The sequence below is a fragment of the Flavobacterium sp. XN-5 genome, assembly GCF_008033395.2.
Taxonomy (GTDB): Bacteria; Bacteroidota; Bacteroidia; order Flavobacteriales; family Flavobacteriaceae; genus Flavobacterium; species Flavobacterium hiemivividum.
In genome coordinates this window covers 13327-39623 of record NZ_VOGZ02000005.1, presented here as the reverse complement: position 1 = coordinate 39623, position 26297 = coordinate 13327, and the positions used below count along the sequence as shown (strand labels likewise).

18 protein-coding genes are annotated in these 26297 nt (G+C 34.8%); 4 read left to right on the top strand and 14 right to left on the bottom strand.

The genetic code is table 11. The features are described 5' to 3' along the window. Positions 1–14: 14 nt before the first annotated feature. On the top strand, positions 15–734 hold the full coding sequence (locus FQU23_RS10005; RefSeq protein ID WP_147673688.1) for an NADPH-dependent F420 reductase: 720 nt from the start codon (positions 15–17) through the stop codon (positions 732–734). 117 nt (positions 735–851) lie between these two features. Then, the gene (locus tag FQU23_RS10000) at positions 852–1133 is read left to right on the top strand and encodes an SOS response-associated peptidase family protein (RefSeq protein ID WP_147673687.1); all 282 of its coding nucleotides are present in this window, start codon (positions 852–854) and stop codon (positions 1131–1133) included. A 206-nt stretch (positions 1134–1339) separates the two neighbouring features. On the opposite strand, the gene FQU23_RS09995 is transcribed toward FQU23_RS10000, so the two are convergent. After that, positions 1340–2590, bottom strand: coding sequence for a type II toxin-antitoxin system HipA family toxin (locus tag FQU23_RS09995; RefSeq protein WP_147673686.1), 1251 nt, complete (start codon positions 2588–2590; stop codon positions 1340–1342). A 105-nt stretch (positions 2591–2695) separates the two neighbouring features. Further along, positions 2696–2986, bottom strand: coding sequence for a helix-turn-helix domain-containing protein (locus FQU23_RS09990; protein WP_147673685.1), 291 nt, complete (start codon positions 2984–2986; stop codon positions 2696–2698). A gap of 467 nt (positions 2987–3453) precedes the next feature. Here FQU23_RS09990 and FQU23_RS09985 point away from each other — a divergent pair, with 467 nt between their 5' ends. Then, positions 3454–4077 (top strand): SOS response-associated peptidase, encoded by a 624-nt coding sequence (locus FQU23_RS09985; protein WP_147673684.1) that lies wholly within the window; start codon positions 3454–3456, stop codon positions 4075–4077. Between the two features lie 114 nt (positions 4078–4191). On the opposite strand, the gene FQU23_RS09980 is transcribed toward FQU23_RS09985, so the two are convergent. From FQU23_RS09980 to FQU23_RS09925, 12 genes are all read right to left on the bottom strand, one after another. Continuing rightward, positions 4192–4677, bottom strand: a complete 486-nt coding sequence (locus tag FQU23_RS09980; RefSeq protein ID WP_147673683.1) for a YqiA/YcfP family alpha/beta fold hydrolase — start codon at positions 4675–4677, stop codon at positions 4192–4194. Between the two features lie 88 nt (positions 4678–4765). Further along, entirely contained in the window at positions 4766–5791 is a 1026-nt protein-coding gene (locus FQU23_RS09975) for a PorP/SprF family type IX secretion system membrane protein (protein WP_147673682.1), read from the bottom strand. Positions 5792–5805: 14 nt separating this feature from the next. Then, positions 5806–12702 (bottom strand): PKD domain-containing protein, encoded by a 6897-nt coding sequence (locus FQU23_RS09970; protein WP_147673681.1) that lies wholly within the window; start codon positions 12700–12702, stop codon positions 5806–5808. A gap of 352 nt (positions 12703–13054) precedes the next feature. Next, a complete protein-coding gene (locus tag FQU23_RS09965) occupies positions 13055–14101 on the bottom strand; it encodes an HNH endonuclease domain-containing protein (RefSeq protein ID WP_147673680.1) in 1047 nt (348 codons plus the stop codon). A 218-nt stretch (positions 14102–14319) separates the two neighbouring features. Next, positions 14320–15444: a phospholipase D family protein gene (locus FQU23_RS09960; protein WP_147673679.1), complete on the bottom strand. Its 1125-nt coding sequence runs from the start codon at positions 15442–15444 to the stop codon at positions 14320–14322. A 2-nt stretch (positions 15445–15446) separates the two neighbouring features. Next, on the bottom strand, positions 15447–17237 hold the full coding sequence (locus FQU23_RS09955; RefSeq protein ID WP_147673678.1) for a DUF262 domain-containing protein: 1791 nt from the start codon (positions 17235–17237) through the stop codon (positions 15447–15449). 769 nt (positions 17238–18006) lie between these two features. Beyond that, complete coding sequence (locus FQU23_RS09950) at positions 18007–20199, bottom strand: DNA/RNA helicase domain-containing protein (RefSeq protein ID WP_147673677.1); 2193 nt, start codon at positions 20197–20199, stop codon at positions 18007–18009. Then, positions 20196–20534, bottom strand: a complete 339-nt coding sequence (locus FQU23_RS09945; RefSeq protein ID WP_147673676.1) for a nucleotide pyrophosphohydrolase — start codon at positions 20532–20534, stop codon at positions 20196–20198. Before FQU23_RS09945 ends, FQU23_RS09950 begins: the two co-directional genes overlap by 4 nt. Before the next feature lie 344 nt (positions 20535–20878). Then, the gene (gene mobC, locus FQU23_RS09940; RefSeq protein WP_147673878.1) at positions 20879–22861 is read right to left on the bottom strand and encodes a conjugal transfer protein MobC; all 1983 of its coding nucleotides are present in this window, start codon (positions 22859–22861) and stop codon (positions 20879–20881) included. A gap of 17 nt (positions 22862–22878) precedes the next feature. After that, entirely contained in the window at positions 22879–24195 is a 1317-nt protein-coding gene (locus FQU23_RS09935) for a relaxase/mobilization nuclease domain-containing protein (RefSeq protein WP_147673675.1), read from the bottom strand. After that, positions 24183–24572 (bottom strand): plasmid mobilization protein, encoded by a 390-nt coding sequence (locus FQU23_RS09930; protein ID WP_147673674.1) that lies wholly within the window; start codon positions 24570–24572, stop codon positions 24183–24185. The genes FQU23_RS09935 and FQU23_RS09930 overlap by 13 nt, the downstream gene beginning before the upstream one ends. A 223-nt stretch (positions 24573–24795) precedes the next feature. Then, a complete protein-coding gene (locus FQU23_RS09925) occupies positions 24796–25698 on the bottom strand; it encodes a toprim domain-containing protein (protein ID WP_147673673.1) in 903 nt (300 codons plus the stop codon). 155 nt (positions 25699–25853) lie between these two features. Between FQU23_RS09925 and FQU23_RS09920 the strand changes: the two genes are divergently transcribed. Further along, positions 25854–26147: a hypothetical protein gene (locus FQU23_RS09920; RefSeq protein ID WP_147673672.1), complete on the top strand. Its 294-nt coding sequence runs from the start codon at positions 25854–25856 to the stop codon at positions 26145–26147. Positions 26148–26297 lie beyond the last annotated feature (150 nt).

Sequence of the window (26297 nt, the reverse complement as noted above, 5' to 3'; positions counted from 1 at the left end):
AATTTAAGAAGCAAATGAAAATAGGAATAATTGGAACTGGTGCTATCGGAGGTACAATCGCAAAAAAAATGATTGATGCGGATCATCAAGTTAAAGTTACAAATAGAGGTGGGTTTGATGAATTAGAGAAGAAAGCAAACGATTTTGGTGCGATACCAGTTTCTTTGATAGATGTTGTAAAGGATGTAGATGTCGTAATACTTTCAATTCCAACTAGTGCAATTTCTGATTTGCCTAAAAATTTGTTTGAAGAATGTAGACAAGATTTAATTATTGTGGATACCTCAAATTATTATCCATTTCGTGATGGCGAAATTGAAGAATTAAAAGCGGGTAAAATTGAAAGTGAATGGGTTTCTGAGCAAATTGGTCGTCCTGTTATCAAAGCTTTCAACAATCTTTTGGCCGAAAGTCTTGCTCACGGAAATGAGAAAATTGCTATGGCAATTTCGGGTAATGATAATAATGCTAAAAAAATAGTATCTGATTTGATAAAAGATGCAGGTTTTGATTTTGTCGATGCAGGAATTTTGTCAAACTCTTGGAGGCATCAACCTGGAACTCCTGCTTATTGTAGGGAATTAAATGCGTCAGAACTAAAAGAAGCACTCGAAAATGCAGATCAAAAAACTGCTCCTCAAATTCGTGATAATGCAATTTCAGATTTAATGAAATTTACAACTCAACCAACACACGAAGAAATCGTAGCCTATAACCGAAATTTATTTGCTTAAAACCCAAAGATGAGTTATCGATTTCGATAATTGCATAAATATCCAAAGCGGAAGTTTTAAGCTGTCCACTTTTTGTATTATTGTAATATCTTTCAAAGTGGCACCATTTCAACCGAAATGGGTGGCACGGTCCGACCGAAATACCCACAGGATGCTGAAATATTTACTTTCGCAGGTCTTTACAGTGCTTGGAATGACATTCAAACGGGAGAGGCACTAAATAGCTATACCATCTTAACAACAGAGGCTAACGAAACGATGAAATATGTTCACAATATGAAACAAAGGATGCCTGTGATGCTAAAAAAAGCCGATGAAATGGCTGGGCTAGACCATTCTAATCCAATTAACGACTTTGCTTTTCCCTACCAAGCCAATTTGATAGCGCTTAAGGTATAATTAATAGTAATTTCTTACCGTGCTAGAAGGTTATATAACTAGAGGAAATGTACCACACGAAAGGATTCGCGCCTTTACTTTGTATTTGAAGTTATCCTGATAGCATATGACTCCACTACCAATGTAGCTATCGTTTAGGCAATCTTTTAATCTTACGGTTATCGATGAAATTATTTTATCGAAAGATGATTTTATCCTAATTATGTTTAGGAATTAAATGTTTTTACCATCAATTCTTGTTCTCCTCTTGAGATTCCTATTTCTTTAGCAATCGTCTTCCAGTTGCTTGTAGCTTGAATAACTTCTTGCATAATAACTTCCATTTGTCGTTTGTTTAAACGGAAATATTCTCCAACATTTTTTGCTAATTCGAAATCGAGGTCGTTATTATCAGTATCGATATTTAAAGCCAAACCGTCCTTTTCAATTGAGGGGTTTAGGTCGTAGGCTGGTGACAATATCCAGCCTTCTTTGGTCAGGATAAAGCCGTGGTTTCTTAAATGGTCGTCTTTGTTTGAAATAGCTATGTTGAATACTATTCTGCGCCATAATTGGTGTAAGTTAGCTTCTATATTTGTTCCATGATTACTAATGAATTCGGCTATGTCTAAATAGCTTGCCGGATTGTCCCGGATGGTATCTTCATTGTTTCCAGTCATGGTCATTGCGGATGCAAAGTGTATTCTTTCGCCGTTTTCCCTGTCGAAGCGTTTTGTGAAAAATGTATGGTAGTTGCCCATTATTTTTTCTATCCTACATGGTGCCATTTCTATACCCGCATTTATTGCCAATTTATAGGATAGGAATTCCCAGGCCCCTTTGTCTGTAGTGTCGGTTTTGGATGGGAATTTAGCAATCCAAAGGCTTTTATCATTGTCTAGGATATTGGCTTTTGGTCTAGCTCCTCCGAGTGAAGATCCTGGTGCCATCAGAACAGACAACCATTTTTTTACGGCATCATTGTCATCGTCGTTTTCAAAATTAGCGGCTGCATTTTGCAGTTCGCGAATGGACGACCATGGCGGTGTTGATGCTGTTTTATTGTTGTCTAAGAAATCTCCTTCTGGATTTATTTTGAAGCGTAATGCTCCCATACGACTTTCATCGTAAACACCTAACAGAAAATCAATATCATAAAGTGTTGGTGCTTTTTCTCCTTTTTCTTTTGCCCATTGCGCCGCTCTCCGCTTCATCAGTGTTCTTCCCCAAGTGTCAGGCATACTGTCCAGAAATATTCCGAAGTTTTCTTTTTGGTTTGGGTATTGTGGTCCACCATATAATTGAATGTCTGGATCTAACAGGAATTTTTGTTCCGATTTTATCCAGTCTTTGTTGTATTCAAAGCTGAATGCTTTTTTACCTTTAGCTTGCTGTGCGGACAGGATGCCAATGATTTTGGGTTCATTTATACCCTTCCAATGTGCATAAACGTATATATCGGTTTTGTTTTGAGCCATTTTAGATTGATGTGATTTCTGATTAACTACCCCGCTCTCCGAACATCTCTCCAATCCCGATAGTTATCGTGAGGAGAATTTTAGTTTGGATTAAATGGTATAATTTTATTTTAATAGTTCGAGATCCTGAAGTTTTCTTCCGAGTTCATCGTCTGAAGCCAGTTTTAGGAAATCGTCCTGAAGGCCTAATACTCTGAGTACATTGAAATAAGCACCCATTGCCACACTTGAGTTTCCCAACTCGATTAGGTGTAATGTGGATCTTGAAATGTCGGCTCTCTCCGCTACCTGTATCATAGTGAGTTTTCTTCTTTTACGAGCCATTTTTATGTTTTCCCCCATTTGCTCCAATATCTTGTCATACTTTGGGAAAACAGTCTGCTTTTTTGTTGCCATTTATTTTAAAATATTCGTTATTCTAAACAAAAATAGCTTTTATGTTTTAAATAACAGACATTTTGTCTTTTTTAATTATTTAAAAATGTTTATGGTAGCAACCGATGTCGTAAGATTCTTTTTTTTGTTTCCAATTTGAATAGGAACGAATTATAAATCCGCGGGAACTGGGCAATTTGGTAATTGTTAGATTATTTGTTTTAGATTTTGATAGCTTGGGTTATCGTGTTGATAGTACAAGGCATGTACTTTAATGTATATTTGGCGCTCGTCATAAACGATTCTTTACTTAATACTTAATTAAAAATGTTAAATTTTTTCAAAGAAAAGCAGAGGTGAACTTTCAGACGAGCTTTTATAAAAAACAATCTGGTGCATTATTCCAATAGATATAATTAAAGCTAAGTTCCACAGTTATTTCTTAAATTTATCTCTGAATATTTTTCTAAATTTTAACTACAATAATTATGTGTTATTATACTCAGCAACATGCCTCAATGAAAGATGTAACAAAACGATTTAAAGCTACTGTTGATGATCCAGATGCTTTTTTAGTATCAGATATGATTAATGGGTTTGCTCACTTGAATACACCCATCATAGTTGATAAAACACCTGATATAATATCTACTAACTACAGTTGGGGATTAATACCCTCGTGGGCCAAGAATAAGGATTTTAGAAAAAACACCTTGAATGCGAGAATTGAAACCATTGACGAAAAGCCTTCTTTCAAAAACGTAGTTAATAACCGATGCTTAATTATTGCTACTGCCTATTACGAATGGCGCTGGATCGACCCGAAAGGAAAGCTAAAAGAGAAATACCAAATCAACTCACAGGATACCGAAATATTTACTTTCGCAGGTCTTTACAGTACTTGGAGTGACATTCAAACGGGAGAGTCGCTCAACAGCTATACCATCTTAACAACAGAGGCTAACGAAACGATGAAATATGTTCACAATATGAAACATAGGATGCCTGTGATGTTAAAAAAAGCCGATGAAATGGCTTGGCTAGACCATTCTAATCCAATTAACGACTTTGCTTTTCCCTACCAAGCCAATTTGATAGCATTTAAGGTATAATTATTACTAAAAGCTTAGCGCGCTACTATTTGTTTTACAACTGGTTTGATGAAGAGACTACATATTTAAAATGCTTAAATGTTCTGATGAGGTACTCCTCAATAACAGAGCTGCTCAAAAAAAGGTTTTTGTTTCTTGTTCGAAAATTTCAATAGGAATTTGATGTGCTAGTTCTCTCCTGATGCTAATGTGATAATCAGTTGTAGGATTAGTGTTTTGTGCCAAGAAGTTTAGGTTGTCTTTTGCTTTGATCACCTCATCCTGGGCACCCAAAACAAATCGCATAAAAGGACTGTTTTTTATAGGTAGTGTTGTAGGAATTATTTGTTCGATATCACTGCGATAGGGTAGAGCAGGATTGTACAGTAAAGCACAAAGACCTAGACTATTTGCCAGATGGTAAGCTGCAAAACCACCCATGCTGCTTCCGATTATGACATTGATATCCTGATTGTGATACACATTATATAAGTTTTGAATGGCATTGTGATCCGATTTATAATTGATGTCGGGAGCTATTACGGTACCATAGGTTTCAAGAATGGCTCTTTTTGTGTCACTTAATTTACTTTCGAGACCGTGTAGGAAAAGGATGTTCATAGTATCTTTTTAAAATTAAATAGTGTGCTAGGTATGGAAGTTCAATAATTATTGCTTTTAGTAAATATGTAATGTCAAAGAAATGCTATTAGTAATTTCTTCCCCAAGGTTTTTTTACCAAATAATTTTCACAACTCGAGCACTCGCGACCAAATTGCCATGTTAGTGAAAGTTCATGTACGCCTTGTGTATTCCCTAGTTTTGAGGTGTTTATATCATATGAATAACCCAAAACAAAACGATCTAACTGAATAGATCCAAATAGATTTACAGACGTTAGAAAGTGACTGTTATCACTTCGTCCTTCTGGGTTAGTTGCTGCAAGAACTCCCACAATTAATGGTTTTAATTCTAATGCTGTTCCGAAATCTAATCTGTTGTATTGTGCTTGACGCATATAACTAGCTGTCAATAATAAATTTGTTTGATCAGGGAAAAAATTTAAATGACTCTCATTTAAACTTAATGAATATCCGGTATGAATACTTAGAAACATATCTAAAGGAACGGCACCATTTGCAGTAAAAGCAATATTGGGTTTATTCAAATGTTTTAATGAAGCACCAAACCAAGCTTTGTCACTATACAATATTATTCCAGAGGATATATCCAGTAAGTCAATTTTCTCATTTGCATTCAATGCACCTGGATCAACGCTGCCTCCGCTGATTGTGCCATCATTGGTATTGATTTGATCTTCGAATAAAAGGCTGCTGAAATTAAAGTTTTTTCGACCATATCCAGCTTCAATGCCTAAACGAAGTTTCCAATCATAATTTAGATTAACATTGTAGGAGTAGACCGCATTGACTTGAACATAATTATAATTTGTAAATACTTCACTTTGATTTAAAATAGACAAGCCTAATCCCATGTTCCTTTCCGGGCCTATAGGACCGTTGACAAACGCATATTCTGAATCTATTCTGCGGTTCTCATTTGGCCATTGAGAACGGTGTATAAGACCAGTATAACCAGTTACTAAAGTTCCAGCGAATGCAGGGTTTAGTGTTTCAGGAACCAAAAAATATTGGGTAAAAACGGGATCCTGTGCTTTCACTTCTGTAATAGATAGAGAAGTGAACACTATAAATAAAATAAATTTTAATTTCATTCTAATTTGGGGGCTTATTTTATTAATACAAATGGGTGATTGACATTGACAATAGTTCCGTAAAACGTTTCGCCACTGACTTTACAGAAGTAATTACCGTTTTCAGCTTTATAGCCTTTTATTTTAGCATCCCATCCTCGCAAGACATCCGCTTTTTCTGAATATATCAATGAACCCCAGGTGTCATATATATCCAGACGAACGTTTTTTAAAGCCTTAATTACGGGTCTAAATGTGTCATTGATATTATCATCGTTTGGAGTAAAAGCATTCGGAACAACGAGCAGATAGCCTTTGCCAACAGTAAAAGTGATCTTTTTAACATAAATACAACCAAAAGGATAGGTTACTGTTTGTGTCACCACGTAATCTTTTGGATTGATGAAGGTATGTACCGGGTTCAATTCGGTTGAAGTAGTGCCATCACCGAAATCCCATAGCATACTCACGTAATCTCCAGTTGCTGTGTTAGTGAACTGAATGGGATCATTTATGGAATAATTACCATAAGTAGAATATGAATATGAACTTGCATTGAATGAAGGTGTTCCAAGTGATTGCAATTTAACATTGAAAGAGTAATTGGATTTACATCCAATAGCATCTGTTACAGAAAGTATAGCAGTTCCATTTTGACTGGTATTCATAATTTCGTTGTTGGCGCCGCTAATGGTTCCGCTTGACCACTCGAACAAGTAGGGCGGAACACCACCCGAAGCTTGGGCTACAAAATTTTGTTTGATGTATTTGGTATCGCAGTCGAAGTCCGTTTTAGTGACTACTTCTATAACAATAGGTGGTGGCCTATTGATACTGTATTGCGCCTGTTGTGAACAACCATTAGCGTCTTTTACAGTAACCAAATAGTTTCCTGCGGGAATATTGGCCAAATCTTCCGTTGTAGCACCGTTAGACCAGGCATAGGTAAATGGAGCGGTACCGCCAGCAACAAGGAGGTTTATCGCCCCGCTATTGGCATTGTCACAATCAAAGGCATTGGTGACATTGGCCGAAAGTACTAATAATTGAGGTTCTAATATGATAAAAGTTCTTTTGATCGTACAAGGCTTGCTGTCAACAATTGTTACTGTGTAAGAACCAGGCCCCAAATTATTTCTGACATTTCCAGCCGTGGCATTATCATCCCACACCAGTTTCACGGGAGTGATACCACCCACTAGATTTAGATTAATACTGCCATTATTATTACCAAAACAACTGATGTTTTTGACAACCGGATTGATTGTGAAAATGGGCGCTTCGGGGATATTTACATTCAATGTTTTTACACAATTATTTGAATCTGTAACGGTAATCAAATAATCACCAGCGGATAGATTGTCCTGGAAAGTACTACTTCCTAGATTACTCCATACTATTTGATAGGGTGCAAGACCGCCATTTATAGCAAGAGTTATAGAAGCATCATTAGAACCATAACAGATAATGGGAGTTGTGGTCGCGGTAATAATAATTTCAGATGGTTGGGTTAAGGTAACACTTAATGTTTTTGAACAACCCGAATTATCGGTTACTGCCAAATTATATGTTCCAGCTGCAATGGCGTCTAAGTCTTTATTGGAACTTGTAAAACCATTTGGTCCTGTCCAGGCATAGTTATAACCGGAAATTGCGGGTGTTCCTCCAACTGCCGATATATTTATAGCTCCTGTAGATTCGCCAAAACACAATATGTTGGTCTTGCTAATCAGACTAACCGCTAATACAGGTGGTTCAGTGATGGTAAATGTCGCAGTTTTTGGGTTGCAATTTTTTGCATCTGAAACCGAAACAACGTATACTCCAGGACCTAAATCTGATAAGTCTTCTGTGGTTGCATAAGGGGTTCCGTTTTTCGTCCAGGCGTAAGAATAGTTCAAGTTACCGCCCGAGACTGTGATTGCAATTGAACCATCTGCCTTATTAAAACAACTAACATTTTTATGCAAATCAGTGCCAATAATAATATCATTAGGTTCTGTGATCGCATAGGTTTTAGTAATAGGACAACCACCAGCATCTGTAATGGAAAGGTCATAATTTCCAGGAGCCAAATTTGAAATGTTAGATGCAGATGAGGTAAATCCGTTTGGTCCTGTCCAACTGTAGGTATAAGATGTTCCTGTACTGAATGGTATTCCTCCGGTGCTACTAGTTTGGATTTCACCATTATTGGCACCGAAACAACTGCTGTTTGTTAAAGTAACAGTAGATGAAATGGAAGGGTTTACGGTAACCATAATTGTAAATACATTTCCAGGACAACTACCCGTAATTGGAGTTACATTATAGGTGACAGTAACAGGATTTGAAGAGGAATTTACTAATGTTTGGCTTATTGTCGGTTGAGGCGTTGGTTGAGATATTGCGCCTGTAATTACACCAACTGGAGAAACAATAGGGGTTGTCCAACTGTATAAAGTGTTATTTGGAACGATATCCCCAGCAGAATTTAGCGGGTCTACTGTAAATGAATTTCCGCTACATATTAGTGTTGTTTTTGAGGATATAACAGGGTTTTGATTGATTGCGACCTCAGCAATTGAAGATGTTAAATTAGAACAGCCGCCTGATGACAGTGTGATGACACAGTAATAATAAATGGTTCCCACTGTAGTTTTTGGCGGGTTGTAAGAGTTAGTTGTAGCGGCAGAAATAGGGCTGCTTCCAGTGATTGAATTCATACTATTTGAGTACCATTGGTAAGTGGGGGGTCCCGCACCGTTATTATAGCTTACATTTAGAATTGTAGGGTTTTGTCCTAAACATACTGTACTGGAAATTGGTTGTGTCACAATTGTAGGTGCAAGACTTATGATTACCTCAGCAGTTGTACTTGTCACATTACAACCATTAGCTGTTTGTGTAATCAGGCAATAGTAATACTTTTTTCCAACTGTATTTGAGAGCGGAGTGAAGGTGTTATTAATTGCTCCAGTAATTAGTATCCCCGCAGTATTGGTATTAGTATTAGATGAATACCATTGATAGTTAAAAGTTCCAATTCCACCGGTTGCCGTAACAACTAAATCAGTTGGTGTGGCACCTTGACATAAGGTTTGAGAAGCAATAGGCTGCGTATCAACGATGGGATCACTCACGACCACAATTTCGGCTGGATTACTTGTTATTTGGCCACAGCCATTACCAGAGAATGATAAGGTAACAAAATAGTAATAAGTACCGATTGCTGTATAAACAGCTGGCTTATAGTTAGCAGTGGTTGCAGCTGGAATTGGTGTTCCTCCTATTGTAGAATTTGTGGTATTAGAATACCATTGGTAATTAGCGGTTCCTGTTCCTCCAGTATAGGTTATAGTTAAAGGAGTAACAATAGTTGCCCCAACACATAAACTTTGCGTTGCCGTAGGCTGCGTATTGATGGTAGCTCCCTCATTGATGGTCACTGTGGCGGTATTAGAGATAATGCTAGAACATCCTCCTGAAGGTAAAGTAATGATGCAATAATAATAAATTGTCCCCACAGTTGAAGCCGATGGAGTGTAAGTAGAAATGGTTTCTCCTAAGATTGCAGAACCAGTAGTTGTATTATTAGCAGTATTTGAATACCATTGATACTGAGGAGTTCCAGTAGCACCACTTATTGTGATAGACAAAGTAGTTGGAGTGCCTCCTTGGCAAACAGAGCTTGAAGCAGGTTGTGTAATTGTGGGTGCAGAAATTACAATAATAGCAGCTGTTGCACTGGTAACACTACAACCAGAAGTACTGTTTTGGCGGACAATGCAATAATAATATTTTGTACCGACAGTATTTGTTGGTGGAGTATAACTATTGCTTGTTGCTCCTGCAATTAATGTACCTCCAGTATTGGTATTTGATGAATGGCTGTACCATTGGTAACTAAATGCGCCATTCCCTCCAGTTGCAACAATTGTTAGAGCTGTTGGAGTTGCATTTTGACACAAAGTTTGTGAAGTAATTGGTTGGTTACTTATTGTAGGATCAACAAACACAATAACTTCAGCTATATTACTGGTGGCTGGCAAACAACCATTCCCGTTTAATGAAACTGTTGTAAAGTAATAATAATTGCCTGGGGTATTATAAACTGGAGGTGTGTAGTTTACGGAAGTTGCTCCTGCTATTAATGTACTACCCATTGTAGAATTTGTGGTATTAGAATACCATTGGTAACTAGCAGTGCCGGTTCCACCTGAATAAGCAACAGTTAGGGGAGTGGGTATTGTTACACCAACACAAATATTTTGAGTGATAGTTGGTTGAGTGGTGATGGTAGCATTGGGTAGTATGGTTACCGCTGCAGTGTTAGACTTAATTTCTGAACATCCTCCAGAGGGCAAACTAATAATACAATAGTAATATAATGTTCCTACCGTTGTTGCGGTGGGAGTATAAGTAGCATTGGTTTCTCCTGAGATTGCAGTTCCAGTTGTTGTGTTATTAATACTATTCGAATACCATTGATACATTGGAGTACTAGTAGTCCCACTAACAGTAACAGACAGAACATTGGGAGTTCCTCCTAGACAAATGGTACTTGAAAGCGGTTGAGTTATTGTAGGTGCCGAATTTACTGTAAACACTTCTGTAGTTTTACAATTACTAGAATTGGTATAAGTAATGGTTGTGGTTCCTCCCGAAATTCCTGTCACTAAGCCAGTCGAATTAATTGTTGCTACTGATGGATTGGAAGATGTCCAAGGACTAGTTGTAGCGGCAGTTGTCGAACCCGTTAATTGTGAAGTGAACCCAACACATGAAAATAGATTCCCTGTTATTGTAGGGGAAGGATTGATTGTAAAAGTTTTATTAGTTGCTGTCGTTGTTCCACATTCATTTGTAACTGCCAATGAAACAGTGAAAGTTCCTGTGGTGGCATAACTAATTGTTCCAGGAATTGCAGAAGTTGAAGTTTCTGGTGAACCTCCTGGAAAACTCCAAGCATATGTTAGGGCTTGAGTACCGCAATTAGTGGTACTTGCCGTTGGAGTAATAGATGTCGTTGGTTGTGATTGACAAACAGAGGCAATTGGATTAATACTTACTGTTGGTGGTTTTTTTACCGTTACAACTTGTGTTGCTACTTGCGGAGGAGAACAGGCATTTGTTGCTGTAAGTTTAATGGTATATGTTCCCGGTTCCGTGAAATTGAAAGAAGCATTTGTTGTAGTTTGATTTAGAATAGGTGTAATGCTGGTGCCACAATAAGCAGAAGCATAGGTTACACTCCAAACATAGGATGGAGGACTACAAGAATTTGTTGGTACTGTTGTGTTTGTTGTGGTAACTGCAATTGGCGAACACCCTGAATTAGGAATAATCGTAAATTGAGGAGTCAACGGTGGTTCAATACAGATTTGTTGTGTTTTGGTAGTTATTCCACAGAAATTTCTAGCAGTTAATGTTACAGTATATGTTCCTGAATTGGTATAGGTATGGCTAATGTTTTGAGGAGCAGAAAGGGCTGTTGTGACTAAAGCTGAACCATCTCCAAAATCCCATGTAAAAACTGAACCTTGGCTACAATTTTGCCCATATCCAGAAACAGTTGTGTTTGTAAACAAAACGCTACTGTTAATACAACTTTTAGCTGGAGCTGTGAAATTTGCTGTTGGTTTAGTTAGTATCGTTATATTACCTAATGTAAATGGTGTAGTACCACATGCATTAGTTACATCTAATTTTACTTCAAAACTGTTGGCAGGACAACTACTTGAAGTATAAATATGTGGAATGGGATAATTAGCTGAATTTGAAGGATTAGCTGAATTGAAGTAACTGGAACTATTTAATTGACTTTGAGTTAAAACCAGTATTGGAGAACCATCACCATAATTAACTTTATAAGTAGTATCAAGCGAGTTAGTTCCCCAATTGGATATTGAAAATTGTAAGTCTAGAGTTGGAGCGCACAAATTTTGGGTGGAACCGGGACTATTTAAGCCACCAAGTGGGTTGGAAACATTTTTGATAATGTAGGTTTTTGAATTTGCACAACCATTGTCTCCATTTGCGGTAATAGTCATTGAATAAGCCCCTGCGGCTAAGTATGTATGAGAAATAGGGAAGGATACATTATTTTGCAAATTACCATCCCCCCAATTAATAGAAAAGGATGAAATGCAAGTCGATGCTGAAGCATTTCCTACAGTAATCGAATACTCAGAACTTGATGATGCATTACCACAATTATTAAATGGATCAGAAAAAGGATTAATAACATCGATAAAGTTTATATCTGGTTTTTGTATTACTGTCACGATCTTTGTTTCTGTAACTGTACATCCAGCCCCTGTGACTGTTAAACTAACATTGAATGTTGCAGTACCACAGCCTAAGGAATTGAAAGATTGTGTTGGGTTTTGTTGAGAGGAAGTGGTACCATCTCCAAAATTCCAAGTGTATGTATATGTACCAGATCCTGTAACAGAAGATGAAAATTGTATCTCAGTTCCAGAACAGGCACTATCATTATTAAATGTAAAGTCGACTGCAGGAGGTGAACTTACAGTGACAATAGCACTACCAGAGCTTGTTTGTTCTGTAATAGGGGTAGTAGCGTCACGAACACTAATTAAATTATAATTTAGGGTGGTTGCTATTGCTGTATTGACAGCAACAGTCACCGATGAGGTTGTTGCGTTTGTACTGACAAATAGTGAAGGTCCCCCATTAATATTATAGGTAAAAGTATAGGGCGCAGTTCCGCCAGATCCAGTAAACGTTATTTGTGGTTGTGTAGCATTTTGACAAACAGTTGTTGTTCCTGAAATAGTTGCGGAAGGCAATGCTAAATTACTCAAAATACTTAAGTAAGTTCCGGCCTTTTTCGTTTTCTCGATGTTTGGGTCACTATTTCTAGCACTTAAAACACATCCGTTATTAACTAGGATGAAAAAAAATATAATCTTGTAAAGGATTTTCATAAAGGTATCTTGCTGCTAGGGTAATTATATTTCAATCTTAAATATTAGTGTTCAAACTTACGGTTTAAAATAACGTTTCTTTTACGGTTTGCCGTAAAATGAGTTGATTATTTGTATCCGATTTTTTACTTGATGTATTTTATGATTTATTACCCACTAGCTTGGTTCATAAAATATATCTTTTTTGGTTAATTCTGACTTTTTAAAAAGTAATCATTTACATAAAATGATTACTTCTACAAAGATATGAGTCAGGAGACTTCGGAGAGCAGGTTCATGTTTCCATTGTTTTAAGTTTAGAAAGTGGTCTATCTACTCAAATTTAAAAATTATGGAAAAACTATAACTGGAGTTAATCTTTCATAAAGGAAAAACCATTGTTACTGGCAATAGTAATCAAGGGTTGAATGCTTTCTTTGTATCGCAAATAATCGAAATCATTTTCATCCTCCAGGTCGGGGAAAATAGTTAGGTATTCTTCTAAATATTTATTTTTAGAATTATGACTTTGTACGATTTCAAAGGCTGTTTTTTGGAGATTAAAAAACTTGTCAAAATATTTGTTCACCGATGGAAGCTGATCACTTTTAGATGAATTAAAACTTTTGTCAATGGGGATTAAATTCCAAATTAAATCATGAGAAACAAAGGCGTATGGAACGAAATGGTCTATTGCATATTTTTTTTCGTCGAATATCAATTTATTCTCTGTGAAGATGCATTCGATAGATCCCAATTCATTAAACACCAATTTCCAATATTCATTGGTTTGTTTGGTCAAGGAATTTCTTGTGATTGATTTGTTTATTTTATTTGGAATGTCCGGAACATTTGGATTTCTTTTTTGCAAAAATAGCGATAGATTCCAATAACAAAAGTCTTTCAGTAACTTAGAATTGGATATTAAATAAGAGATCCAAATGGGGTTAATATTTATGCAATCTTTTTCTAAACTGTAGAGACATCCATTATCAAAGTTTTGTGATTGTAAGTAAATACTATTACGATTGCCTGAAAACCAGGGAGAGATGAACCAATGTGGTACATTTTTATCGAAATGATATAAAATTTTAATGGTTTGCGTATTAGTGGTGTTCTCTAAAACAGCATTTATTTTGTTTTTATTTTCATCGATAGTAAGGTTTTCAATTTTCAGAATAGATCTTACGGCCTCTTGAATAAGATCCTGTTTGCCAAAAGAGACATGAAAATAATTTACTGTGTACCAAGAATTACTTATCATTCTTGAGAAAAGTTTTCTTTTGGAAATAGCTGAGTTTCCTTCTTCCACTAATTCAAGGATAGCCAAAAACCAATAAAACTTATAGGTAGCCGAAGTATTTGCAAATACTGAAGCTAATCTATTTACTGGCAGATTTTCGGAAAACTGTAAGTTCATATAGCAGTGGGTTTTTAATTGCTTTTTCGATGCTATTCAGTTTTTTGAAAAACATTCAAAAGGTTTTGCCGTTAGTCTAGATTCTGAATTAAACAGTAATACTTAACTTATGAGCTTAGAAAGTAACACTTCTCTTATTAGTTATGAGTACTAGCGAGACATTCTCACCAGCGGGGGAACAAAGGCAAAGTATTGCATTATGATTTTATTTATTGTGTTTAGATTATCGATTTCGTTTTATCTAAAATAGTATTTGTCATAAAAACATAATCATAAATCAATTTTTGAATATCTGTTACTTCTAGTGGTATAAATGCATAGGAACTTGGGCCGTTGTTATTTGAGTTCATTTCCCTTTTGTATTTGTAATGGTTAGCTTCAAATTTTATATTCTCTAGAACTTTTATTATTTGATTCAAGTTTTTCGACTGAAAATTAAATCGAATCTCAAGACCATCTCTGAACATAACATCAGCATAAGGCAATAATTTTTTGCAAAAAACATATGTATTGGTGCTATTTATTTTAACTCCTGAATACCTTTCTTGAAAGTATTGATGAATTCTTATAAGGTCCTTATCTATTAATGGAAAAATAGTTTTATTGACTTTTATGATTTTATCAACTTCTGCTTCGATAACAATTGTTTTGTCAGTGGGATTAGGTTTAGTCGAGTTTAAAACACCTAAGTATTTACGATCATGAGTATAATTTTCTCTAGTAGGTTTCTCAGCAGCTTCTACCAATTCAGTCTCAAATTCATTATGATATTTTTTCTCAAAAAAAGTGTTGTTATAGAGTAACTCGGTAACATCATAAATTACTTTAGACTCAATATATCTTTTAGTTTTGTCTTTACTGGTTTCTATAAATACAGGTCTTTTAACATAAATACATGGGTTTTTTGAGAGCAATTCTTTAGTATAGTTTAGGGAGTCTTCATACAATTTTTCAGATTTGGATTCTTCCTTTTGAAAACAGATACCATATTCAATGTTTCCTGTCATAGATTTACCAAGAAGATTCAGAGAAGTCAATAAGGCTTCACTTTCATTGGAAAAATATTTAGCATGTAAATTATGGCAATAAATTATAGTGACATGGCTAAACTTTTTGAATAATTCTAAATTTTCTGGATTCAAACTTTTACTAGTTTCTCTTTCGTTTTTACCAAAAATGATCACAATTTTAAGTTCAGGATTGTTCTTTAATTGTTTAAATATTTTTTTACAATACTCATCTAATATGATATAAGGGGAAAGAATAATAAGTTCTTTTTTTGCATTCCAGATGATGTCAGTAAGTTTGTCATCTAATTGTTTTTCGGTAATAAACTCTGCCATTTCTAAAGTGTAAAATAATAATTTTTAATTTTTTGAGCCATCAATTTTCGTCTTAAAACAAGGAATTCGTGGTAATCATCGATCTCCATGTTCATAATAGAATCAGGAACGCAATTACACTTTAAATTATCTAGGAGTTGACTTTGTTTAGAAATACCGCTAACCAATTTGTTATCGCCTTCAATTTTTGAGTTGATTAATTCAAAGTAATTTTTAGGAGGTTTGTTTCCTACTTTAATATTGATTTCAGACTGCATATAAACATAGTTGGCAATTTGATTATATTTCCCTCTTTCTAGTCCATTTTTTCTTAAATAGTCTTTGGGGAATAAATGATGAATGTCTCCTCTCAAAGATATTAAATCACCTACCAGAACATCTTTAGATAGAAATCCTTTGTCATTAGCTTTTACTTGTGAAGCCAGGAAGACATTAAAATAAGGGCTACTTGCTACTGAAGTGTCAAGACTTTGAGGTAGCGAAGCATTCCAAAAAGCTTCTGATAACTCTCCCTCTTCTTTTTCTTTTAGGTATTCATCAAAGGGTCTGTTGTTGATTTGCTTGATGTCAAAGTCAAAAAAGGATTCAGCAGAACCAGAGTACCTTCCTGTTAATACAGAATATACAAACCATCGTCTCACATAACTTTCTATTTCAACCGAATTTACATTCAACTCCTTTAGTTTCAAATAAAGAATGTAAGCGAAGTTTAAAGCATTTTGAGAACGTATCAATTTTGGAGAAATAAAACCTGCGGATTTAATTATCATTAAAAATCGTTTAAAATTGGTTTCGTTCATAAAGTTCATGATACCTATTTTAAATTTAGCAAAGGATTGTTCGGCTATTGCATCTTCAAATGTTCTGGTTTCAAAATTCCGTCCTGAAAGTAAACTTACCAAATCCGAAAGTTTTCCTCTGTTAAACTGTGATGTAAATGCAACACGAATCATATCTGTATAAGTTGGATCATATAAATCTTCAGTTTCAGATTTTAACCATTTCATTTTTTGAAAAAACTCTGTTTTTGCAAACTCATCGTCATTGTCTTCAATATGCTTATAAAACTCTGGAGAGATTGCCAAATGACAGAAATAATCGATCGCTTTTCTTAGTTGATTTCCGTTGTATTCTGTATTGGAAGCAATTTTACTCATGGCAAAATCTGCCTGACTTAATACGACTCCTTTTGAGTTGATACGAATAAATATTTCTGTTACTGTTTCAATATCCAAATCATGAGCCAGTTCGATAATTCCAATTTGTTTTTTAGGGATGTTGATTAGATTCGTAAATGACTTCTCCACTACGTCTTCATCAACATCAGGGTTTTGAGATAAATACTGACGTACTAATTTCAAAATACTAACCTCGCCATTAATAGCTTGCGAAATATTTGGAAGCCAACTCACATCTTTTAAAATAGCTGGGTTTTGAACTTCAAATTTTTGAAGAATAGGGTTAAAAGCAATTTTTATTTTTACTCTCTTATAGGTTTTGTCAATCACATATTCGCCAAGGATGGCAGCCGTTAATGCCGTAACTCTTTGCTGACCATCAATTAGTATTTTCTTGCCCTCGCTCATGCTGCCGTCTTTCAAACGGACATTGGGATTGCGCCATGCAATGACATAGCCAATAGGGAAACCTTGATACAAACTATCCATTAAATCTCTCACTTTGGAACTGTCCCAAACGAAAGGTCTTTGTATTTCGGGTATTGCTATTTCTCCTGATTTTACCCAAGTTAAAAGGGTTTCTATTAAATGTTGATTTACTGAGTATTTTTGCATTAATCTTATATTATTAAATCAATTAATTTTATTCGTTTTTACACAGTCTTTATTCTTAATCATAGTATTTGCTAAAATATCATACAAGTTATGTTATTAAATCAATCCTAACTCTTTTGAAATATCCGCTGTTAGTTTTGCTAAAGGTCTTTTAGAATAGCTCTATTGGTCTATGTAGTTACCTTAGAAAAATCACTTTACATCATCTTCATTTTAAATAGTGTTCCTCCAAAAGTTTGATATAAACTATTTATATAATCTTGGTTATAAATTATTGATTTTTGAATAATTTCATAAACATAATCTTTATGCATATTATACAATTTAGTTAGCTGAAATGTTGAGGTGTTTTCAAATACAGCTTTAACATTATTCCACGTACTTAAATTTCCTTTTTTAAACTTTATCCTATATGCAGAATGATTTCCATTAATAAAATTAATGTTTCTTGGTTTGATTGAGAAAACCATGTCGCTACTAAACCCCTCTATATAAGGATGAATGTTTTTTGTTATATTAAACTTCTTTTTTGCTTTAAAATTTGAGTTGCATATATGACAACTAGGAACCAAATTATAGAAACTTAATATATACATTACTGACAATATCTTCATTGTACTCAACTTCGACTGATTTTTGACCATTTAGATAAATAAATTTTTTACTCATAACCTATTTTAAAATTGTTTAATTATAGCAATCTCTTCCTCACTGAAACCAGATAATTCATAAACCATTTTATTGATTTATGGGTAACGAAATTATTTTTTTACAACACACACTCAAACACCCCAATTACTTTCAAAGTACTCACATCCTCTTCTTCAAGTATGATATCTTCGTAATCCATATTATCTGAAAGCGGTTTTAAAATAATGGATTCATGACTCCACAGTTCACCTTCAATTTTTTTCTTGCTTCTATATTCTTTTACGGTATATCCCGAACCAAAATCAGGGTCTTGTATATTAGTATGTTCAACCAGTACTATTTTACCATCTCTAGAACCAGCTGAATATTTTCTGAACATACAAATTGATCCGTTTGGAATTATTTTATTCATAGACTCACCAATAATTTTACAAGCAAATAAATCTCGTGATGGTTTATAAGTTGTAGGTAATGCCATCCACTCACAATTATCTACGGTTTGTAATTCACTGAAGTTTCCTGCTGCAACTTTTAAATCATATAATGGAATACTATTTACATAGGGAATAACTTCATTATCTTCTAAAAGCACTTTTTCTTTTTCAGTCTTATATTTTGGAATAAATTGAGAGAAATAATCCCTTAGGTTTTTATCACAAACATATACATACGTCCCTTTAATACCTCTAAGCATTATCGTTTTGTATATATTTAGTATGAAATTTTTTAACTCATCTGGATCAACAATGGATTGTTTTCCATTTACATCGTAATAATTTTCTTTGAAAATTTTAATTTGATTGTTTTCTTTGTCATATGTAATTTCATTTCCAAAAATTATTCCTGTATAATTTAAATCGTAACCTTGGGTAGTATGAATACAACCCACTTCATCTCTAGAATCTTTGGAATTAACCCAATCAATATTTGTACTATTCCATTTTAATCTTGTGTTTTCAATTTCAATATCATAATCTTGCTTGGCATCTTTTTTGTTAGTCGTCCAAGGCCAAGAATAACCAGCTACTAATCTTGAAAGCCCGTTCTCGATATCTCTAGATTTTATTTCATTTACGATGTCTTCTATAGAATCAAAAAGAATAAATTCATACTCTTTAGAACTAAAAACTGTGTCTGAAGGATTTAAATTACATTTTAATAGTTTATCAATATACTTGACATAATCATTGCCGCCTCTTGCTCTAAACTGAGATTTTAAATGTTCAATTTTTGTTAAACCATTTACTTTTAGTTTATCAAAATCTTCTTTCTTTACATCTGATGGTTTAATGGATTGGTTTTCATCATAAAAATAAACAGCACTTTCAGATTGTTTCATTATCCAGTCTAATTCATTACAAGTATGTTTGTCTAAATTTAATTTTTCACAGACAACATCGAACGCTCTAAAGTAGGCGCCTAAATTAACTCGTCTTCGTAATCGATGTGACTCGTCTACAATAACAATATCAAAAGTGTCCTTTACGATTTCTGCAGGACCAATTACCATATTGGCATTTAATCCCTTAATATTTTTAAAAACTTTTTTTAAAGTAGTTCTAAAAGACGACATCGGAACAACTAATGCCATTTTTGGGTTTGGATATTTTATTTTCAATTGAAAGACAATTTCCATGAATTCAAATTCATCATTTCCGAATTCCTCAAAATTAAAATCTTCGTTTGTAGTATTAAGTAACTTAAATAAGAAGATGGCTAAAATTGTTTTCCCAGTTCCTGCACCACCTTCAATGATAATATTTTTATATCTATTATCCAGAAGATTTTTCATAATAACCAGTAGACCGCTCTTTTGTTCTGAGGTTAAAGTTTTGTAGGGTGAATATTTAAATAAATCAGAATTATCAATATAATCAATAGGGTGTTTAGCTATTCCAACCGATCTTAAGTTATCCCAAATGGATTTAAATATATCCCAATAGACTTCTTTCTTTTGGTAATAATTGTGATTAGCTAATCCAACGTTTCCGTTAATTAATTTATATTGGCCATCACCAGAAATATATTTAATGAGATTAGATTCTATATCTAATGTTGCAGATTTATTAAACTTTTCACTTGAAATTAAATGGACCGCTGCTAATTTATTTTTTATGTTATGCTTTAAATGACTACTCATCCTAGCATAGGCATCTGTAGTTTCACCAACATAGGCTTCGTTTACATTTCCATCACTTAAAATATAAACAACAGGCCACAAATCTTTAACGTAATGAATATTATTAAATTCACTTACCAGGCTTGAATCAAAATCGAATTTTTTAATAGAGAAAACAGGGTTTTGACTCATAGTTCATTGTATTTTTTCGCAGTGCCTTTTGCTTTTTCAACAGGATATTTTAGAGCATTTTTTTTAATTTTTTCTGAAACAATATCAAAAATATCTAAATCATGTTTTTCAGCAAGTAAAAAAGCAAAAGATAATACATCAGCAAGCTCTTCTTTTAATCTGTCTTTATTGACGTTTTCTGCTTCATCTCCTTTTTTCCACAAGAAAATTTCATTGAGTTCAGCAGCTTCAATTGAAATGGCAAGCGCCAAATTTTTTGAATCATGAAATTGTTTCCAATCTCTTTCATTTCTAAATTGGATTAGTTCCTCAATTACTTCTCTATACTTATCCATAGCTTTGAAATTACATTTTTAAGATACCCAAACTTAAGGATAATAAAAGTCTTACACAATTTCTATTTAAGAGATATTTGCTATATAATTTGTTAAGGTATTGAACAAAACTCTTATAGAATATGATAAGCTATAAGGTGAAAACTATTTTAATCATTTTGAATTATAAAAGTCAATATATTAGTGTTTTAAACTGTCGAACTGTAAATAAACAAGAATTAGTCTACTAGATCTATTACTTGTTTGAATAATTCCTTTTACTAGTACTGAAATGTAAATAAGTGTTTAATCTGGCTTTTTCAACTAAAAATAAAGCCAATAATTCATTTGTAAGCTGTTGTATCTCACTTCTTCAAAACCAAATAAGCCCGGCTTGGATCCTGCAACAGTCGCCCAATTTCAGATTGCATGATCTCTTGAACATCTTGTTTTACTTGCAGATAATTTCGCTGTACTATTGTGGTATCAATCTTTCTGATTACATCAATATCAATATAATTATCCTGTTCTTTTTTTAGCGCTTCATGATCGTTGACGATTTCACAATGAAACGTTTTTAGTTCAATTTTGCAGTCAGGATCATCGGCAACCATACCCACAAATTCACCGGAACTCAAGGAAGAAATCTTAGAAGGAGGAACGGCAGACTCTAATTGTTTAGAACGGCTGATGGAGGTGTCACCGCTATTTATAGATAGTGATTCTCGATCCTGCATGATTTTTCCAAATCGTTCAGACAGTTGCTTAGCTGTGTCACCAGTAACTTGACCACTAATAATATTTCCCGTGATGTTTAGAATCACATCAGCCTGTTCTCGGCCGTAATCTTTACGGAGCTGGCTAAAGTCCTGAATGCCTAAACAGGTGGCTACTTTATTGCTTCGAGCTGTTGCGATCAAGCTATCCATATTGTTAAGATAGATAGTTGGAAATTCATCGAAGATCAGACTGCTTTTTAGTTTTCCTTTTTGATTCACCAGTTTTACCAAGCGGGAGACGTACAAAGATAAGACAGCGCCATAAATTTGTATTTTCTGGGGGTTATTTCCCATGCAGACAATTTTGGGTTCGGCTGGATTATTGATGTCTAAAGTAAAGTCATTTCCGGATAGTACATAATACAATTGGGGCGAGGAAAGCCTAGCCATTGCAATTTTAGCAGAAGCAATTTGTCCCTCGAGCTGTTCCATTGCATCATTGAGGTAGGCATTGATAAACGGATTGATGAGTACTTCAATTTCTTTCTCCGTCCGTAAGATGGTAAACAGACTATCATAGTCGAGCTGCATGAGCTCAATAACATGCGGCAGCGTACAGAATTGCCCTTCCTTGTACTTCCTTAAATACCATATGATGGCAGTCAGAAAATTGATAGGCGACTCCACAAAAAAGTCACCCTGTCTTTTGATCCATTCTTTGTTGAGTCCCAATAAAATCGTTCGTGCCGATTCTGCTGCATCCGTGATATCGGTCATAGCAGAAGGCTCCAGTGGATTGCATCGATGTGTACGACTCAAATCATCAAAATTAATCACATAAAATTGCGGTGGAATAGGATAGAGGTGCTTGTATTTCAGCCAGGTATTGTAGGTGATTTTAGAAAGGTCATCAAATTTAAAATCATAAATGAACATCGTAAACCCTTTGCGAATGTGCTGGGTGATCACATGCCGAATCACAAAATAAGATTTACCAGAGCCAGGTGTACCCAAAACCATTAAGGCTCGAAAGGGATTGATAATGTTAATCCAGCTGCTTCGAACTTTGTCTTTCAAATGATAACGAGCTGGAAGATTAATCGAATATTCATTTTCTAGCAATCGCTCTTCCTGTGGGAACGTTTCATTTTCTTTATTGAAAATATCTTTGTTATTCAACCTGTTTTTTATAATCCGTGAGAGTAATGTGCCTCCTGAAAGCATCAATAAAAATCCGATGCAGCTAATACTGATATAAGCAATCGCTACTTCAGTAGTTTTTGCTTTTAGGTAAAGCGATAGATAACTTAAAAAGTAAATCAACACACCCGTAATGATGTAGGCAAAGGCCGTTTTGTGATTCAATTTTTCGTCTTTGCGTCCTTTGGCTCCAAGTAAGGAAATCAATAAAAAGAATAATGCAAAAACCTTGGATTTATGAAAATTACTGAACATTCCAGTACGGTGTATATTGCCCAAAATTGTATCGCTGAAGGTGCTAACAAAACTCCATTCTTTGAAAGCGGTATAGCAGTAATAATAAAAATGGAGCAGTAAAATTACGATACTAATTAGTCGGGTCATATCGAGTATTTTACGTAATGCCTGTTCGTTCTCTCCCGTTTGCATAGCCATAATAATTTTCTTTATTGGTTATCAGATTGTCCTTTTCGTTTCTTCTTTTTCTTCTTGGCTTTCAATTGATTTGGCAGATACGAGGAATCCTGTTCCGACTGTGTAAATGTGTTTATCAATTTGCCAATCTCCAAAGTGGGTTTAGTAGCAAAATTCTTTAGTGAATCAGGAGCGCTTGATGCAAGGAATATTTCTTTGGAATCTTTTTGTATTGAGACTCCATGCGATTTTTTAATTTTAGAAATGCTTGCTTTTTGTTGCGCTCCATCATTAAAGCCGCAACGTTCCTGAATGGCTTTTGCACTATACTGTTTTCCTAAAGTACTTCCATTAAATACACATTGCGTTTGGTGATCCACATACGTAATACCATAGAGTAAACCTTCTCCATTTTGCCGAAAAACCATATTGATTCCAGATAGTGCCAAAGTTTTTTTAAGTTCCTGAATTGATATTTTTTGTGGATTGAGTAACGCCATATCAATTGTGTTTTTTATTCTGGACTTGTGGGGTGTTCGTGCTTTTTCATTTACAATAAATCGTTCTTCTAAAAATTTCAGTGTTGGATGGCTATAAAAATCACTGGCTTTTATTGGAACGCCTACTTTTTCACCACTTTCATTTAGGATGCGATACACTAAACCTCCATTCTGAAAAATCCTTGAATTTTCGCTTCCTCGATCCGCTGTAACATTATACTGTTGGAGTACCGCATTTAATTCGGGGAGGCTGGTGTATTTATAATTTTTAAGAACTTTATCCAGTACATTGGTTATGGCTCGTCTGGTATCGGTACGTCCGTATTCTACTTTGCTGGCATTAACTGGTTTTGCGACTAATTCTTTTTCTCTTTTATGTTTTTCAGCCGGAACTAATCCATACGATATTTCAATTTCTTTTCTTGCTTTTTCAGATTGGTTTCGACCAATATTCTGCATATCAATCCTGCTGCCATCAGCTCTGACTTTTATAGAAATAATATGAATATGTGGATGTCCAGCATCATGATGTTGATAGACCAAATACGGCTGCTCGCTAAAACCAATTTTCTCCATATAGGTATCCGCTATTTCCATCAGTTTCTCTTTTGAAATTCCTTTTTCGGTCACATCAAAATTGAGCGAAATATGGACACTGTTTCGTTTCACATTTTCATTTAAAGCAGCCTGTTTCAAGAACCGGTTTAGTTTCATGGTAAAGCTCATTTTGTCAATATCGACCGGGTAATTTCCAGCCCCAATACAGTGCGCAACTTCTTGCTGCACTTTGTTTTCATTGTAGTTTAAAATTCGATGGATGGAGTGTCCGGTTTTGATTATTGCAACCATGATTCCGCCATTTTTTGAATCTGTTTCTTTACTTCATCCACCTTATTAAAAAGTATTTTTTTCTCCAACTCATAACTGATGAGCCAGTGCTTAAAATCGGTAATTTGATTCAGGGTATGTAACTTTTTTACAGCCTGATTAAAGTTGTTTCCAATAGCGTTCAATTCGCCTCTCAGACGCATCATTTCCGCCATAAAATCATCTAAAGATTGATTTCGATAGGTTTTGACGATTGGTTTCTGCAACAGGTTTTTTCGGGCATAATCACTTAGTTTTCTGCAGGTTGATTTGCTGAATTCCTTCACTATTTTTTTGTGTTCATCAGGACTCAAACGCAAATGAAGCCACTTTGTTCGGTTGTTGTTTTGCTCTTTCATTAGTTCTCATGTTCATATTTACAAACTCTATTAATCTTTCAGTGTCACTGGCCACGAGTCCCGAGTGAATAGGCAGCAAGAATCGGTTGTGATACAACCGGACATCTTGCCGATTGCAGGAACCTGGCAATCTTTTAGCTAATTATAATGGCATTGGTTATTGTAGTCGTTTTTTAGATAGTATATTGCACAGCAATAATTTATAGGGGAATTGGTACTGCAGCTAGCTATTTTTTTGCCGTAAATTAATTTTCTTTGATTTTCCAAAATTCATTGCCCAGTCGTTGAGGTCTTTATAGTTTTTATAGAGGTTACTTTCATCTTTGTATTTTGTACTCAGAGAAAGTGCACGCTTCGTATAGCTTTGTCCCGTTTCATCCCGGTCAAGATAAAGCCGAATGGATTCATGTTTTTCCATAAAAGGACGTGCTCTTTCGAAAAAAGAAACAGAGTTTAAAATGACAAAATTCTGACTGTTTTCAGGAAGGTTTTTGGTTATCGCTTTAAAGGATAAATAGTCAAAAAAGCCTTCAAAAACAACTACCTCATTACTGCCATTTTCGCAGGTGGATATTCCCTTAGGAGAAGCTGTTGTTTTGAAATAAGGATTGCGAATCTCATAGCCTCCCAAGTCATTTTGGAAACCAATTCCGTAGTAAGTATTATCATTTAAATTGTAGTGAACTTCCTTGCAAAACTGTTGTGCAATTACAACTGGAATAGTACGCTGTTCGAGATAGCGTAATAGCGGATAAGAAGTAAGCTTAGTCACTTCTATAATTTTAATTTTAGGTTCTTGTTGGACACTATTTTCTAAAGAAGAAAGTATTGGCTGTTGAAGAGATAGATTTCCACTTAAGTTGTGTAGTAATTCAGGAATGCTACACTTGTAAAATTCGATACCAAAATCAACCAAGTTTCCGCCTTTGCCAAGGCCATGGTCATACCAACGATTTAATCTGCGATTGATTTTAAAGGAAGCTTCTTTTTCATCTCTCAATGGTGACAGGTACCAGTAGTCATTGCGCCTAATTTTTTCAGGTTCAAAACCCAATGACTTTAAGTAATTAATTATATCTATTGCTTTGGCTTGCTCTATCGAAAAGCTATTGTTGCTGAAATTCATAACATACATTTTATCAGGTTCATAATTCAGATTCCGCTTACTAAAGTAAAAAAGCTAAATCCTTTGTCCAATCCTCATCATATTTTGACTAGGATAAATTGAAGCAAGCTTCTTATTTTTGGAGTACTGAATTATTAATTTAAAACGAGAAGATTATGCTAACAACAAATGATGTAGCCCAGGTTTTTGATACGATCCTTAGTATCCCTGGTATGAATGAGCTGGTGAAGATTGATTTGAAAATCTCCCGTAAAAATGTATTGTTATTAAACCATGTAATCGAACGTGGATTATTGGCTAAAGTCGATGATAAAGTATCAAACTTATTGACAAGTGTTCCGCAAGAAAATTTGGAAGAGTTGAGGTCGCTAGGAGGGGAGTGTCTCTTAAAAGCTGGATTGATAGAACTAAGTGAAAAACTGAATGCGTTGAGTGGAGCCACGAAGTAGAAAGGATTATTAAATAGAAACATTAGAATGCCAAATGAACTGATCTTGTTTATTTGGCATTCTTTGGTTTTAATCATCTTTGGTTCTAAGAGTAATTGCTGTTTCTCTTCATTATTTGAAAAACGGCTTGATTTTCAAATATTTTGGCTT

Coding starts and splice junctions, on each gene's coding strand:
- FQU23_RS10005 (WP_147673688.1), top strand. CDS start 15: ATGAAAATAGGAATAATTGGAACTGGTGCTATCGGAGGTACAATCGCA.
- FQU23_RS10000 (WP_147673687.1), top strand. CDS start 852: ATGGGTGGCACGGTCCGACCGAAATACCCACAGGATGCTGAAATATTT.
- FQU23_RS09995 (WP_147673686.1), bottom strand. CDS start 2,590: ATGGCTCAAAACAAAACCGATATATACGTTTATGCACATTGGAAGGGT.
- FQU23_RS09990 (WP_147673685.1), bottom strand. CDS start 2,986: ATGGCAACAAAAAAGCAGACTGTTTTCCCAAAGTATGACAAGATATTG.
- FQU23_RS09985 (WP_147673684.1), top strand. CDS start 3,454: ATGTGTTATTATACTCAGCAACATGCCTCAATGAAAGATGTAACAAAA.
- FQU23_RS09980 (WP_147673683.1), bottom strand. CDS start 4,677: ATGAACATCCTTTTCCTACACGGTCTCGAAAGTAAATTAAGTGACACA.
- FQU23_RS09975 (WP_147673682.1), bottom strand. CDS start 5,791: ATGAAATTAAAATTTATTTTATTTATAGTGTTCACTTCTCTATCTATT.
- FQU23_RS09970 (WP_147673681.1), bottom strand. CDS start 12,702: ATGAAAATCCTTTACAAGATTATATTTTTTTTCATCCTAGTTAATAAC.
- FQU23_RS09965 (WP_147673680.1), bottom strand. CDS start 14,101: ATGAACTTACAGTTTTCCGAAAATCTGCCAGTAAATAGATTAGCTTCA.
- FQU23_RS09960 (WP_147673679.1), bottom strand. CDS start 15,444: ATGGCAGAGTTTATTACCGAAAAACAATTAGATGACAAACTTACTGAC.
- FQU23_RS09955 (WP_147673678.1), bottom strand. CDS start 17,237: ATGCAAAAATACTCAGTAAATCAACATTTAATAGAAACCCTTTTAACT.
- FQU23_RS09950 (WP_147673677.1), bottom strand. CDS start 20,199: ATGAGTCAAAACCCTGTTTTCTCTATTAAAAAATTCGATTTTGATTCA.
- FQU23_RS09945 (WP_147673676.1), bottom strand. CDS start 20,534: ATGGATAAGTATAGAGAAGTAATTGAGGAACTAATCCAATTTAGAAAT.
- mobC (WP_147673878.1), bottom strand. CDS start 22,861: ATGCAAACGGGAGAGAACGAACAGGCATTACGTAAAATACTCGATATG.
- FQU23_RS09935 (WP_147673675.1), bottom strand. CDS start 24,195: ATGGTTGCAATAATCAAAACCGGACACTCCATCCATCGAATTTTAAAC.
- FQU23_RS09930 (WP_147673674.1), bottom strand. CDS start 24,572: ATGAAAGAGCAAAACAACAACCGAACAAAGTGGCTTCATTTGCGTTTG.
- FQU23_RS09925 (WP_147673673.1), bottom strand. CDS start 25,698: ATGAATTTCAGCAACAATAGCTTTTCGATAGAGCAAGCCAAAGCAATA.
- FQU23_RS09920 (WP_147673672.1), top strand. CDS start 25,854: ATGCTAACAACAAATGATGTAGCCCAGGTTTTTGATACGATCCTTAGT.